Source organism: Candidatus Cyanaurora vandensis, from assembly GCF_013285555.1.
In the GTDB taxonomy this organism is placed as follows: domain Bacteria; phylum Cyanobacteriota; class Cyanobacteriia; order Gloeobacterales; family Anthocerotibacteraceae; genus Cyanaurora; species Cyanaurora vandensis.
Genome location: NZ_JAAXLT010000117.1, coordinates 1 through 12,858, shown reverse-complemented (window position 1 = coordinate 12,858; position 12,858 = coordinate 1). Strand labels below are relative to the sequence as shown.

Below are 12,858 nucleotides of genomic sequence, written 5' to 3'. Positions count from 1 at the left end.
CCCAGAGCCTCCACCGCCCCCGCCCCCGTCGCACCCAACACTCCCGTCGCGTGGGCCTCATCCACCAACACCATGCAATCTTGCGTCTGAGCCAAATCTAGAACGCCGACTAGCGGAGCCAAATCCCCATCCATACTAAAAACACTATCCGTCAACACCAACCCACGACGAAAATGCCCCCGGTGTACGCTCAATAACTGCGCCAGATGATCCAGATCCCCGTGGCGATATTCAAAGACCTTGGCCTGACTGAGTTGGGCACCACTCTTCAGGCTGGAATGGTTGTAGACATCGGCGAAAATAACGTCACGGGGACCAACTAGGGCCGGGATCGTCCCGAGGTTTGCCGCATAGCCCGAGGCAAAAACTAAACTCTCCTCCGTACCCTTCCAGTGGGCTAGGGCGGTTTCCAGTTCACGGTGAATTGCCAATTGTCCACTCAACAGGCGCGAACCCGTACTGCCTGTACCGTAGGTCTGAATCGCTTGGATGGCCCGTTCCTGCATCCGGGGGTCAGCGGCGAGACCCAAATAATTGTTACTAGCAAAATTGAGGACCCGCTGGCCCTCTAGGATAATCTCAGCCCCCACCCCGCCTGTAGTCTGATAAACCTGTCGTTGCCAGCCCGCCCGCGCGAGAGTCTGATGAGCCTGGGTCAACCAGCCAAAAGGGTCCACTAACCGCCAGCAGCGCGGATCTGAGCATCGGCCCGTTGCAGGTCAGACTGGGCGCGCATCAACTCTGAACCTGCCAAGTTAGTGGTCAGAAGCTGCTCAGCGCGACTCTTAGCTTCGCGGGCTTGGCCAAGGTCAATCTGGTCGCCCAGCTCAGCCCTTCCCACCAAAACCGTCACTTCGTTGTTCTCGACTTCGGCAAAACCCTTGTCAATGGCGAGGTTGACCATCTGGTTCTGCATCCGTACCTGAAGGACCCCGATATTCAACCCGGTCAAGAGGGGCGCGTGGTTAGTCAAGATGCCCAAGAGTCCGGTCTGACTCGGCAAGAGGACTTCATCCACCTCGCTGTCAAAAACAACCTTGTCGGGGGCAATCACTTTTAATTTCAAGACCATAGCCAAACCCAGAAGATTTCACCCCTCAATGTACCACCCCTCAATTCCCCAACCGTGAAAATAGTCCTTTTTGCAACCTCCTGCTCTAATGCTCATGACCTAACGCAAGGACTAAGCTCGGTTAAGCAAGTAAGGGTGAAAATGGCTGCGGGACGGTTGCCGACACTCACCTATGACCGGGGGACCTTGCTTTTGCACCCACCGCCCCGGAGTAAAACATGGCTTGATTTTGCGACCTGGGATGACCGGGTGGAGAAATTCCGGGTCCCCGCTCAAGACTATTGGGCGTTGGTGGAGTGTTTGCGACAAGACGGGGTGCAGTTTCGTGATGAAGCCCGCAAATATGAGGATTTAACGTTTGGCCCACTCCCTAACGCTTATCCGCCCTATCCCCACCAGCAAGCCGCCCTGAGCGCGTGGCAACAAGGGGGGCGGCGCGGGGTGGTCGTCTTGCCCACGGCGGCGGGGAAAACTTACCTCGCGCTACTTGCACTCCAGTCCACGCCCCGGAGTACCTTAATCGTGGTCCCGACCCTGGACCTGATGCACCAGTGGTATGCCCAGTTAGCGGACTGGTACCCGCAGGTGGGCCTATTGGGTGGCGGGTCCCAGGACCGGACGCCCCTCTTGGTTGCTACCTACGACAGTGCGGCGATCCACAGTGAAAGTCTGGGGAACTGCTACGGCTTATTGATTTTTGATGAATGCCATCACCTGCCGGGGGATTTTTACCGGGGGATTGCAGAGACGGCGATTGCACCCTTCCGCTTGGGCTTGAGTGCCACCCCCGAGCGCACTGATGGCAAGCACCAAGACCTGGCGGTCTTGATTGGACCAGAGGTTTACCGTCAACAAGCGCAAGACCTCGCCGGAATTGCCTTGGCCCACCATCAGGTTGTGCCCATGCGGGTTGAACTCTCGGCCCCAGAGCGGGTCCGCTATGACCAGTGTTTGCAGGTGCGCGACCAGTTTTTAGCGCGGTTGAATATCCGCTTGGGCGGGCTAGAGGGTTGGCGGTCCTTTGTCCAAGCCAGTGCCCGGTCGCGGGCGGGTCGTCAGGCCATGCTTGCCCACCAAGAAGCCCGTCAGTTGGCCCTGGGGACCCCGAGTAAACTGCGGGTCCTTGAAGAATTAATTCAACGTCATCACCCCGAACGGATGCTTATTTTCACCCAGGACAACCAGACGGTTTACCAAATCTCGCGCCAGTTTCTAATCCCCGCCATCACTCACCAGACACCAGTCAAAGAGCGACACCGCATCCTGCAACATTTTCGGGAGGGAACATACCCGGTCTTAGTCGTGGCGCGAGTCCTGGATGAAGGGGTGGATGTGCCCGCCGCCCGGATTGCGGTGTGGCTCGCGGGGAGTGGTTCGACTCGGCAATTCGTGCAACGGTTGGGGCGGATTTTGCGGCGCGGCGATACGCCGGATAAACAGGCCATCCTCTACGAAGTCATCACCAGCGATACCGTAGAAGAAGGCACTGCCCGCCGTCGTCACCAAGGACCCGATGCTACCCTCCGCGCTGCTGATCCAGCGGCCCCGTGGGGACCAACTGCTTCCCCATCGGCTGAACCCCGACCCCGCGCACCTGAGTCTGGCGACGGAACTCTTGGGCTGTTTTAATAGCCACCTCGGACGGACCCAGGGCGAACTCGACCGCGAACTGAGTGAGCTAGAGGGAGATAGTCCTGACTACCGGGTGCGCCGGGGCCTGATTCATCTCTTAAAGGGCGATTACGGAACCTTTGAAGTCCATAGCCCTCTGGAACCCCAACTTTTGCGAGAACGGGTTTTCGCCTTGGCTGCCCAGACTCCGCCGCTTCCCCAAGCAGTTCCCACGACATTGCACCGCTTGAGTCAACAGTTGAGCCAGGAATTAGGCCAAGAAGTCACCCCCAGCCAGCTCCAGCACGGGTTATACGCCGACCTCTTTGACCAACGCATTTTGACGCGCTTTGTGGCCCCTACGCCTGAACAACTGCTCCACCGCTACAACTTGGCCCAGGCGCAGGGCATCTTGTACCGCGCCACCCAAGTCCTGCTCCACGCTCAACGCAACGATCCCGGCGAGTACAAGTTACTGTTTCGCTACCTCAAACTCTTTGGGCTAATGACCTATATCGAGGGCGACGCGGACCACGGTTTCACCCTGACCATTGATGGCCCGACCAGTCTCTTCCGGCCCAGTACCCGCTATGGTTTGGCCCTGGCGAAATTGTTACCCGCTCTACTCCACGTCACACGCTGGCAGATGACCGCCCAGCTTCAGCACCGGGAACGCACCCTGCACTATGTCCTCGCGGCGGACTGTGGCTTGGTCAGCCATTACCCACCGGGCAAACCCTACGACAGCCTACTCGAACAATCCTTTGCCGCTGATTGGGCGAAAGTTAACCCGGTTTGGCAACTGGAGCGCGAAGTAGACCTACTCCCCATTCCCGGCAGTGTGATGATCCCCGACTTTCGGCTGGTCCACCCCGACGGGCGCGTATTCTTGCTGGAAGTCGTCGGCTACTGGCGACCGGAATATTTACAAAAAAAATTCGCCCAAGCCCGCAAAGTCCAACAACCCAACCTCATCCTTGCCATCAGTGAACGGCTGAACCTGGCTAAGGCCGGGGTACGGGTCGAGGGCCTCCCGGTCCCGGTCCTCTGGTTCAAAAATAAACTCACGGCCCGGGCGGTACTGGAGCTACTGGGAGATTGACACTACCATAATTGCCACAGGACGCACCTCTTGGAACGGGGGCTTTCTGGGATAGTGAAGTGTACTCGGAGTTAACGCGATGGCTAGTCCCGACCGCTTGAGTCTTGCCCAAAAACTAGCCTACGGTGCCGGGGACTTGGGACCCGCGATTACTGCTAATATCCTGATCTTCTTTTTGTTACCTTTTTTGACGGATGTGGCGGGGTTGGCAGCGGGGGTGGCGGGGTCCATCTTGGCCCTGGGTAAAATCTGGGATGCGATTAATGACCCGTTGGTAGGGGTCCTGAGTGACCGGACCAAGAGCCGTTGGGGGCGGCGGCGGCCCTGGATTCTTTTTGGGGCGATTCCCTTTGGTTTGACTTTTTTGGCCCAGTGGTATGTACCCTTTCCGGGAGACACGACCGCCCTATTTATTTACTATCTGGTGGTATCTATTCTTTTTAATAGTTTCTACACTGCCGTTAACCTCCCCTACACCGCGCTGACCCCAGAATTGACCCAGGATTATGACGAGCGGACCAGTCTGACGAATTTCCGGTTTGCCTTCTCGATTGGTGGAAGTCTGGTCTCTGGGGTCCTCCATCCGCTCATCGTCGCGCAATTTCCCGGTAATCCTGCCTTGGGCTATCTGGTCTCCGGCGCGCTCTGGTCAGTGCTTGCGGTCTTGCCTTTGTTTTGGTGCTTCCTGGGGACGACGGAACGCTATCAGTCTGACCAGGAACAGATCCCGCTCAAGGCCCAGATCCAGATTGCCCTGAGTAACCGGCCCTATTTATTCGTAATTGGGATTTATCTATGCTCATGGATTGCGGTGCAACTGACGGCGACGATTATTCCTTATTACATCACCTACTGGATGCGGCTCTCAAACGATTGGATCGCCGGGGTAATCCTGGCGGTGCAGGGGACGGCGTTTGTCATGCTCTTTGTCTGGAACTGGGTGAGTCAACGGCTTGGAAAACAGGCTGTTTACCTATTGGGCATGGGGGTCTGGATTGTGGCTCAAGTGGGCTTAGTTAATTTACAACCAGGACAGACGACTTTGATGCTGGTGTTTGCCGTGTTGGCTGGGGTGGGCGTGGCGACAGCCTACTTAATTCCGTGGGCGATGATCCCGGATGTGATTGAGTGGGACGAATTGGCGACGGGACAACGGCGCGAAGGGGTTTTCTATGCCTTCATGGTCCTGCTACAAAAAATGGGTCTGGCCTTGGCTCTATTTTTGACCGGGCAAGCTCTCGATTTAACAGGTTTTGTCAGTGGGGTAGATAATGTCCAGCCCGAAGCGGCCCTATTGACTCTGCGTTTCATCATTGGCCCGGTCCCGACGGTGGCCTTAGTCCTAGGCATGGTATTGACTTGGTTTTACCCCATCACCCGTGAGCGTCACCAGCAGGTTTTACAGCAACTGGACCAACGGCGCAAGGCAAAGTAATCACTTTTTATCACTTTTACATACCCTGGATTTAACCTAAGTTCTTTACACTAGACCCATGAACTGAGTAGGATAAATGACCAAAAAATCTACACTTTGGTACAGCTTCCAGGGCAGTAAATACGAGGGAGAGGAACCTTCCTTCTATGACACCGCGACCCTGCCCTGGGTCGCTGAACTTGAAGCCAACTGGACGGTAATCGCGGCTGAACTCGAAACTCTCCTCATTGAACAGGAGGATAGTTTAATTCCCTACCCCAGTCATGTCTTGGCCTCAGTACCGTCCCAGTGGCGGACCATTGCCTTTTCGTTTTGGGGCTTGCAGAATACCGAGAACTGTAAACGTTGTCCCCAGACCTTCGCCCTCCTCAAAAAAATTCCCTACATGGTCTCGGGGATTTTTAGCTTGCTCGAACCGGGCACCACCGTAAAACCCCATCGCGGTGACACCAACGCCACGATCCGTTGTCACCTGGGCTTGAGCATTCCCAGCGAGGATACCGCACTCTGTGGGATAAAAGTCGGCTCCAAGGTGCAGCCCTGGGCAGAAGGAAAGGTGATGGCCTTCTGTGATGCCCACCTCCACACCGCCTGGAACCATAGCCCCTCGCGCCGTTTTGTATTGATTATTGATGTGATGCAGCCCACCTACGCCAATCAAATGGGGCGTGTCTGTTGTCAAGTGATGGCCTCAATTTACCTCGCCACCGCCTACCAACGTTCTGAGTTCCTGCGCCGTTACCTTCGTGGTAAAAACATCCGGTTCCTATTTCAGAAAGGGTTGGGTCTCCTTGCCCGTCTCAGCAAGGCTCTTGGACAATCGGAACTCCCTGCTTACAGTAAAGTTATCAAAGCCTAGGATTTCTCACGAATACTCCTCTCACTAGGTGAGGGTACGATGACGGACATTTTCTTCCTCTGCGGGTTTGCTTTTTTGGCAGGGTTTATTGATGCCGTCGTTGGGGGCGGGGGACTGATCCAGATTCCTGCCCTCCTCATTTTTTTGCCCAATAGCGCGGTGGCAGCGGTCCTGGGTACGAATAAACTTGCCTCGATTGCCGGGCCGATGGCTGCAATCCCTCAGTATGCCGGGCGAGTCACAATTAATTGGCGAGCCTTGTTACCAGCGGCTCTGACGGCTTTTGTGTTTTCATTCCTCGGAGCGCGGACGGTTAGTCTCCTCAATCCCGCTTTACTCCGTCCCTTGGTCCTCGGACTCTTGATTGCAGTGGCGGTCTATACGTTTATCCAAAAGGACTCCGGGGCCATCAATGCACCTCTACTTACTGAAACCAAGCAGTTGTGGCTAGGCGTGGGAATCGGGGGGAGCTTGGGCTTCTATGATGGTTTATTGGGTCCTGGTACGGGGAGCTTCCTAATTTTTATGTTTATTTTCGTTTTTTAGTAGCTCAAAGTAGGGGGCGGAGGATGGGTAATAGCTGTTGGGTCAAGATTTCGTGGCCCTGGTCATTGAAGTGAACATAGTCTAAAAACACCTCATCCGCTACCCCATCAAACATCCGGGTCAAGTCCACCCACACCATTTGGGGATGCTCTCCCGCTACCCGTTGGGCGGCTTGGGCAAAAAGTGGATAGCCGGCTTGGACCAGCCCTGGAAAAGCGGGGTCGCGCCCCTCGTACCAACGGGCAAAGGCGACTTCGTTGGGGCCCAGCCGGGGATAGGCGCGGTTGTAAAGCGTCGGTTGGACAGCGACGACTAAGGGCACGTCTTGAGCGGCGAGGAGATCCGCCATGCGCTGGAGACTAGTTTCGTAGCGAGCTGCCCGCCGCCTCATCTCGCTGGCATCCAGCGGTAAAAGCGACTGGGGGCGGTAGGGACCCTGGGCGGGAGCCAGTTCACCGGGCTTGAGGTACCAGTAACGTAGACCCTTAATCACGAACAAACTGGCAAAAAGGGCATCCCCTTGTTCTTGACCCCAGGACCCCAAATGCGTGAAGACCCCGGCTGTCAACCGTTCCACCCCATCAAGGGCCAAGTCTGCATCACGCAACTGACTACTGCGGCTAAAGTCATTGAACCCGCTCAGGCTCAAAACTAGGTCCGGCTCGTAGTCCAGTAGCCGATTCACCAATAGGCTCAACTCCTGACGGCTGGTGAAACCCGGAGCCGCCGCATTGATCACCTCGACCCGCTCACCGCCCAGAGTCTGCAACGCGGTCTCTAGCCGCTGGGTGAAAACCTGCTCATTCGCCGTCGCCAAAAAGCCAAAAGCCGCCGACCCACCCGTGACCATAATCCGCTTGACCCCCTTGGGTTTAGCTAGCGGAAACTCCCGCCGGTCCCGGAAACCAACGCGGTTAGTCTGGTAGAACGCATTTTGATGAGGACCATACAGGTAATAGCCCGTGGCGGGGTCCAGCCGAATCAACAATCCCCCCTGGACATTGAAGCCGTCCATAACCCGCCCGGTCTGGTCCACCAAACGTAGGTCGTAGGCCGCACTGATGGGGGGACGGTTGGGATAGGCCGCCAGGATCGCGTATTGACCCGTAACTAAGGCATAGCCACGCACCAAAAGTTCGAGGACCCCCAGCCCGACCAGCAGGCTGAGGACAAATAAACCCAGGACTTGCAGCGATGATTTTGCCATCTGACTCAATTGCAACTTCGTGTTTATCCTATCGTGTTGCTTGATTCGCCCCCCGGCGATGACGCGCCTTGACAAGTGATCCTGACTGGGCTATCTTATGGGGCTTATAAACCAATGTGCGGTGAATCCGTTCCTGCCTGAGACCACCATGACCTGTGCCACCCTGTTCCCCGTGTTGAAAGATCTATTGACCGATAGTGAGTACCAGATTGTTAAGAAGGCGGCCCAACGTAGCCAGGACACGGCTCAATTGCCCGTTGTCGCCTGGGCCATGGGCTTTGTCAGCCTCGAACAACTCGATACCCTCCTCAATCCCTGTCCGCCGACCTGAACGGCCCCCGCTAGGATAGGATCAATGCTTGCGGTAATTCGATGCGAATTGCGCCTGATATCACAGCTTTAATTGGACGGACTCCCCTAGTCCAACTCAACCGCATTCCCCAAGCGGAGGGTTGTCTGGCGCGGGTGGTGGTCAAGTTGGAGAGCTTCAACCCTTCTTCTTCCGTCAAGGACCGCATTGCCCTCGCCATGGTCCTAGACGCTGAGCAAGCCGGGAAGATTACGCCCGGTCGGACGGTTTTGGTGGAGCCGACCTCGGGGAACACCGGGATTGGGCTCGCGATGGTAGCGGCGGCGCGGGGCTACCGTTTGATTTTGACCATGCCCGAGACGATGAGTACCGAGCGTCGGGCCTTACTCCGGGCCTACGGAGCCGAACTAGAACTGACCCCCGGACCCCAGGGGATGCGCGGGGCGATTGAGCGGGCCGAACAAATCCTCTACCAAGTCCCCGAAACCTATCTGCTCCAGCAATTCGCCAACCCCGCCAACCCCAAAGTCCACCGCGAGACCACGGCCCTAGAACTCTGGGAAGACACCGATGGTGAGATTGATATCCTGATTGCCGGGGTAGGCACTGGGGGCACAATTACCGGGGTCGGGGAAGTCCTTAAGCAACGCAAACCCAGTTTCCAGATGGTTGCGCTGGAGCCAGAGACCAGTGCGGTCCTGTCGGGAGGGTTGCCCGGAGCGCACCGGATTCAGGGGATTGGGGCGGGCTTCGTGCCCAAGGTCCTCAAAATGGACTTGGTGGATGAAGTTTTGCAGGTCCCGGATACCGTAGCCTTCGAGTATGGGCGCAGACTGGCCCGCGAGGAAGGCATATTGTCGGGCATCTCCAGTGGAGCGGCTTGTTGGGCGGCGATCCAAGTCGGCAAGCGGCCCGAAAACCAGGGTAAACTAATCGTCTTCATCCAACCCAGCAACGGGGAACGGTACCTCAGTTCCGCGATGTTTCAGCCGCTCCAGGAAGCCGACCGCCGTTAGGCATGGTGGTAGGGGTGGCCCGCCTGGAGACTCAGGGCGCGGTACAACTGTTCCAGTAAAACAACACGGGCGAGTTCGTGGGGCAGGGTAAAGGTGGAGAGGGCCAACTGATGCTGGGCCAGGGCTTTCACCTCGGGAGCCAAGCCCCAGGCGGACCCCAACACAAAAGTCAACTCCGCCCGTTCCCCTAACCACTGACTCAAGCGCAGGGTGGTGAACATCGCGCCCCGTTCATCCAAAACCACAATCTCCCGCGCTGGTCTGAGGTAGGGGAGGAGCCGTTGGGCCTCTTGGCGGAGCGCGAGATTTACGCTAGAGCCGCGACTGGGTTTGAGTTCAATCAGTTCACAGGTCCGGTAACGCTGGATACGCTTGAGGTATTCCTGGCTGGCGGGGCCATAAAGGGACTGGGGAGTGAGATTGCCGAGGGCTAATATTTGCCACATGCTGGGTTAAATTGTTGCCATTGCCGGGTCTGGTACAGAGCGAGTCCTACTAAACCGAGAGCTACCATCCCGCCCAACCAAGGTGCGCCAAGGGCCATCAAAACCAGACCCACCGCTAACCCATCCTGGGCCAGGGTGAACCACCAGGGTAAAAACCCTTTACGGAAGATATAGCCCGTCTGGACCAGTTGTAAAACCGCCGCCAGACAACTCCCTGTCAAAAGCTGGAGCCAACTCGCCTCGGGTAGGACTACGGAAACTAGCAAGGCTCCCATCAGGGGCGCACCGATGAATTGAACTGCTTGAACGACCCGTTGCCCGAGGGCCGTGCGTGAACCGACGACTTCAAAGAGGGTCCAGAAGACTAAGGGCACCAGGGTTACAGGCTGACAAAGCCATTCTAGGACTGGGCTCTCAGGACAAAACCCCCAACCCTGGGCGAGGATGACCAAGACCAAGAGGGGCAGACTCAAGCGCATCGCGCCCGCCGCCGCCGCCGCCAACCCAGTCATCATCATCAGTAGATAAATCATCACAATTCCACACAGCTATCTCCTAGAATACCCAGTAGTCTTACGGACCTCACAGGTCCTGGGTCCTGGGTGGCGCGTAGTTTTACGGACGGTCATTAGCTACCTTGCGAATTTGAGGAGCTTGTTTTTCAGCAGTAGACACCAACTGCCCCAAGCCTTCTACCAACCGTCTCAAGTTGGCCCGGAACTGGGGGTCGCCCGTCAGTTCATCCACATCGGTACTGATCTGCTCGGCATTACGAAAGGTACTGCGGGCCGAGTCCAAGGTCTCGCGCAGGGCATCTATCGTCGCGGGGTCACTCAGGCCATCACTGAGACGGCGGATATTGGCGGCGGACTCAGCGGCATTCTCAGCGAGTCGGGTCAAGCTTTTAGTGAATTGCGGGTCGGCTAGGGTCGGGGTGACGGCACTGAGGTCCCGTGAGATTTGACTCAAGTCCTCCAGGGTACGGGCAATGCGGACCCGGTTCTCGCGCACAACTCCGTTTACTTCTTGAGAAACCTTCGTGACGGCAGTCCCGGCGGTCCCGAGTTGGTCAAGGGTACGGCTTGCGGAGTTGGCGACTTGGTTGAAGTCACGGGCGGTGCGGTCAATCGTGCGGGCAGTACTGCGGAGGTCGGTGGTGAGTTCCCCAAAGCGTTCCGCCGTCGTGCCAATCGCCCGGACGGTCGCTTGGAGATCATCTAACACCCCGCCATTGATCCGATTCGCCACGGTATTGAGCGAACGCACAAGGTCTAGGACACGGGTGGGGGTCTCCCCGGTTAGGGTCGCGCCGGGACAGACGACCCGCGCACTGAGCGGGCCTTGGTTTTGGCACTCTGTCCGGAAATCCTGGAGCGAGACTTGAACGGTGCGGGCCTCGGCAGTGGGCAAAATCTCTAGGAAAGTCTCGCCGATGAGTCCGCGTTGACCGACAGTGTAGCGGGCCTGCCGGGGGAGGATCACGTCCGGGCTATCCACCACCGCCTCTACGATGACTTTTTCAATCGAAGGCGTGACGCGAATGACCTGACCAATATTGACCCCGCGCAACCGGACAGGCACCCCGGCGGACATCCCATTGGCATCTTCAAAGACCACACTGAATTGGTAGCGGTCGCCCCCCGCCCGGAAGTTGCTCACCCACAGTACGAGGCCCACGCCCACGGCAATCCCGACAATGATCAAGAGGCCCACCAACCCCTCCTGTAGCCCGCGACGATTCACAGTCATAGCAATCCCCAGTTTCTTCGTGACGTATGGCCGCTCAAGCTAGGCCACCAAGGGCACAGACTTCAGTTACCGTGCTAAGACGGCGGGCTATTTTGAGTATGACGTGTAGTTTCGCGGCAATCAAACCAACTCAATCCCCAACTCGCGTAAGCCCTGGCGCAGTTGCTCAGCTTGCGGAGCGTTCTGGAGGCGGTAAAGGGCGATGGCTTGGCGAAAATGGACGATGGCTTGGCTGAGATAGCCCAATTTGTACAAAACCACCCCTAAATTTTGATGGGTTTCAGGTTGCTGGGGGTCAAGTTGTAGGGCTTGGCGGTAGGCGGTGACGGCTTCTGGTAAACAACCCAGGGCTTTTAAGCTCATGCCCAAGTGATAGTAGCCCAAGGCAAAAGTAGGGTCAGCCTTAAGCGCGTCCTCGTAGCACGCCCGCGCCCGGTCAGGACTGCCCTGGTCCAGCCAGAGATTGCCGAGATTATTGTAGGCACCTAGTTTGAGTTGAGGGAGGAGGGGTTCCTTGAGGGCTTGGGTGTAGTGGTCCAAGGCAACGGCAACTTTTCCCCCCAGACCGTAGGCAATACCCAGGTGAAAGTGCAACTCATAGCGCAAGGGAGCATTCAAAGTCTGAGCGCGTAACCCCCGCTTGAGCAGCTTCAACCCCCGCTCCACCTCCCCCGTACTGACATACAAAGCCCCCAACTTACTACAGGCGTAGGGGTCCTCGGGATGGCAACCCAAGTACCCCGCCATCGCTTGCCGCGCCCGGTTGGTTTTATCCTTACCTGTAATCGCCGTAGGCTGATAGCCGTCATGGAGAATCGCCGTCTGGGGAAAGTCGCCAATCTGCCAGTGGGGTTCCTGTTGCAACAGATGCAGCACCGTCTCATCAATCAAGGCATGGTAGGGCCGGGTGAAATGAATAAGAGGATGACGACGAAAGAGCCGCGACACCAGAGAATAGGGCGACTGCTTAGCCCCCAACTCCTGACGCACCAAGTTAATTACTAGCTGGTCCGGGTCCTGCAACCAATCCTGCCACCCCAGACTCACCCCCGGCACCAATCGTTCATCCGCATCCAGCACCAGAACCCAATCTCCCCGGACATATTGCAGAACATAGTTACGCGCTAGGGCAAAATCGCCGCTCCAGGCTTGCTCATAGACCCTAGCTCCCTGGGCGCGAGCAATAGCTATCGTCTCATCCGTCGAACCCGTATCCAAGACCACGATTTCATCCACCACACCCTGGACACTCGCCAGACAAAGCGGCAATTGTTCAGCCTCATCTTTCACAATCATGCAGAGCGAAATCGTCATCCAGGTTGGTCAGCGAAACTGTCTTAATCTTAAAGGCCCTCAGCGGCCCCTCCGCCCCATACCCTGACGGGCACAGGCGTAGTGGGGGACCAAGGCAGAAGAGGCAAGATTAAGAGTCGGCTAGAGGACGGGGTGTAGTAAGTAGTTCAACTATTTAAGTAAGTTGACAAGCATTTAAAATGCGTTATACT

General features: G+C 56.9%; 14 protein-coding genes. 7 read left to right on the top strand and 7 right to left on the bottom strand.

What is annotated here, in order from left to right; genetic code table 11:
* Both HFM78_RS08405 and atpC read right to left on the bottom strand, forming a co-directional pair.
* On the bottom strand, nt 1–677 hold a 677-nt coding region (locus tag HFM78_RS08405; protein WP_287128987.1), incomplete at its 3' end, for an aminotransferase class I/II-fold pyridoxal phosphate-dependent enzyme.
* Nucleotides 677–1,072 (bottom strand): ATP synthase F1 subunit epsilon, encoded by a 396-nt coding sequence (atpC, locus tag HFM78_RS08400; protein WP_287128986.1) that lies wholly within the window; start codon nt 1,070–1,072, stop codon nt 677–679. The genes HFM78_RS08405 and atpC, both read right to left, overlap by 1 nt.
* 141 nt (nt 1,073–1,213) lie before the next feature.
* Here atpC and HFM78_RS08395 point away from each other — a divergent pair, with 141 nt between their 5' ends.
* From HFM78_RS08395 to HFM78_RS08375, 5 genes are all read left to right on the top strand, one after another.
* On the top strand, nt 1,214–2,701 hold the full coding sequence (locus HFM78_RS08395) for a DEAD/DEAH box helicase (protein WP_287128985.1): 1,488 nt from the start codon (nt 1,214–1,216) through the stop codon (nt 2,699–2,701).
* Entirely contained in the window at nt 2,586–3,785 is a 1,200-nt protein-coding gene (locus HFM78_RS08390; RefSeq protein ID WP_287128984.1) for a DUF790 family protein, read from the top strand. The genes HFM78_RS08395 and HFM78_RS08390 overlap by 116 nt, the downstream gene beginning before the upstream one ends.
* Nucleotides 3,786–3,864: 79 nt before the next feature.
* Nucleotides 3,865–5,220, top strand: a complete 1,356-nt coding sequence (locus HFM78_RS08385; protein ID WP_287128983.1) for an MFS transporter — start codon at nt 3,865–3,867, stop codon at nt 5,218–5,220.
* Nucleotides 5,221–5,296: 76 nt separating this feature from the next.
* The gene (locus HFM78_RS08380) at nt 5,297–6,079 is read left to right on the top strand and encodes an aspartyl/asparaginyl beta-hydroxylase domain-containing protein (RefSeq protein ID WP_287128982.1); all 783 of its coding nucleotides are present in this window, start codon (nt 5,297–5,299) and stop codon (nt 6,077–6,079) included.
* A gap of 39 nt (nt 6,080–6,118) precedes the next feature.
* Nucleotides 6,119–6,625, top strand: a complete 507-nt coding sequence (locus HFM78_RS08375; protein WP_287128981.1) for a TSUP family transporter — start codon at nt 6,119–6,121, stop codon at nt 6,623–6,625.
* A gap of 4 nt (nt 6,626–6,629) precedes the next feature.
* Here HFM78_RS08375 and HFM78_RS08370 read toward each other — a convergent pair whose 3' ends face one another.
* Nucleotides 6,630–7,832, bottom strand: a complete 1,203-nt coding sequence (locus tag HFM78_RS08370) for an SGNH/GDSL hydrolase family protein (protein ID WP_287128980.1) — start codon at nt 7,830–7,832, stop codon at nt 6,630–6,632.
* Between the two features lie 121 nt (nt 7,833–7,953).
* On the opposite strand from HFM78_RS08370, the gene HFM78_RS08365 reads away from it, so the two are divergent.
* Nucleotides 7,954–8,163, top strand: coding sequence for a DUF2949 domain-containing protein (locus HFM78_RS08365; RefSeq protein WP_287128979.1), 210 nt, complete (start codon nt 7,954–7,956; stop codon nt 8,161–8,163).
* Nucleotides 8,164–8,204: 41 nt separating this feature from the next.
* The gene (gene cysK, locus HFM78_RS08360) at nt 8,205–9,158 is read left to right on the top strand and encodes a cysteine synthase A (protein WP_287128978.1); all 954 of its coding nucleotides are present in this window, start codon (nt 8,205–8,207) and stop codon (nt 9,156–9,158) included.
* Here cysK and HFM78_RS08355 read toward each other — a convergent pair.
* From HFM78_RS08355 to HFM78_RS08340, 4 genes are all read right to left on the bottom strand, one after another.
* Nucleotides 9,155–9,604, bottom strand: a complete 450-nt coding sequence (locus HFM78_RS08355) for a 23S rRNA (pseudouridine(1915)-N(3))-methyltransferase RlmH (protein WP_287128977.1) — start codon at nt 9,602–9,604, stop codon at nt 9,155–9,157. The genes cysK and HFM78_RS08355 overlap by 4 nt on opposite strands.
* Nucleotides 9,589–10,137 (bottom strand): DUF4126 domain-containing protein, encoded by a 549-nt coding sequence (locus HFM78_RS08350; protein WP_287128976.1) that lies wholly within the window; start codon nt 10,135–10,137, stop codon nt 9,589–9,591. The genes HFM78_RS08355 and HFM78_RS08350 overlap by 16 nt, the downstream gene beginning before the upstream one ends.
* An 82-nt stretch (nt 10,138–10,219) precedes the next feature.
* Nucleotides 10,220–11,317 carry an MlaD family protein gene (locus tag HFM78_RS08345; protein ID WP_287128975.1) on the bottom strand — a complete coding sequence of 366 codons (1,098 nt, stop codon included), beginning with the start codon at nt 11,315–11,317 and terminating at the stop codon, nt 10,220–10,222.
* Between the two features lie 156 nt (nt 11,318–11,473).
* On the bottom strand, nt 11,474–12,667 hold the full coding sequence (locus HFM78_RS08340) for a tetratricopeptide repeat protein (protein WP_287128974.1): 1,194 nt from the start codon (nt 12,665–12,667) through the stop codon (nt 11,474–11,476).
* Nucleotides 12,668–12,858: the final 191 nt, after the last annotated feature.

Coding starts and splice junctions, on each gene's coding strand:
- atpC (WP_287128986.1), bottom strand. CDS start 1,072: ATGGTCTTGAAATTAAAAGTGATTGCCCCCGACAAGGTTGTTTTTGAC.
- HFM78_RS08375 (WP_287128981.1), top strand. CDS start 6,119: ATGACGGACATTTTCTTCCTCTGCGGGTTTGCTTTTTTGGCAGGGTTT.
- HFM78_RS08380 (WP_287128982.1), top strand. CDS start 5,297: ATGACCAAAAAATCTACACTTTGGTACAGCTTCCAGGGCAGTAAATAC.
- HFM78_RS08340 (WP_287128974.1), bottom strand. CDS start 12,667: ATGACGATTTCGCTCTGCATGATTGTGAAAGATGAGGCTGAACAATTG.
- HFM78_RS08350 (WP_287128976.1), bottom strand. CDS start 10,137: ATGATTTATCTACTGATGATGATGACTGGGTTGGCGGCGGCGGCGGCG.
- cysK (WP_287128978.1), top strand. CDS start 8,205: ATGCGAATTGCGCCTGATATCACAGCTTTAATTGGACGGACTCCCCTA.
- HFM78_RS08355 (WP_287128977.1), bottom strand. CDS start 9,604: ATGTGGCAAATATTAGCCCTCGGCAATCTCACTCCCCAGTCCCTTTAT.
- HFM78_RS08385 (WP_287128983.1), top strand. CDS start 3,865: ATGGCTAGTCCCGACCGCTTGAGTCTTGCCCAAAAACTAGCCTACGGT.
- HFM78_RS08390 (WP_287128984.1), top strand. CDS start 2,586: ATGCTACCCTCCGCGCTGCTGATCCAGCGGCCCCGTGGGGACCAACTG.
- HFM78_RS08395 (WP_287128985.1), top strand. CDS start 1,214: ATGGCTGCGGGACGGTTGCCGACACTCACCTATGACCGGGGGACCTTG.
- HFM78_RS08370 (WP_287128980.1), bottom strand. CDS start 7,832: ATGGCAAAATCATCGCTGCAAGTCCTGGGTTTATTTGTCCTCAGCCTG.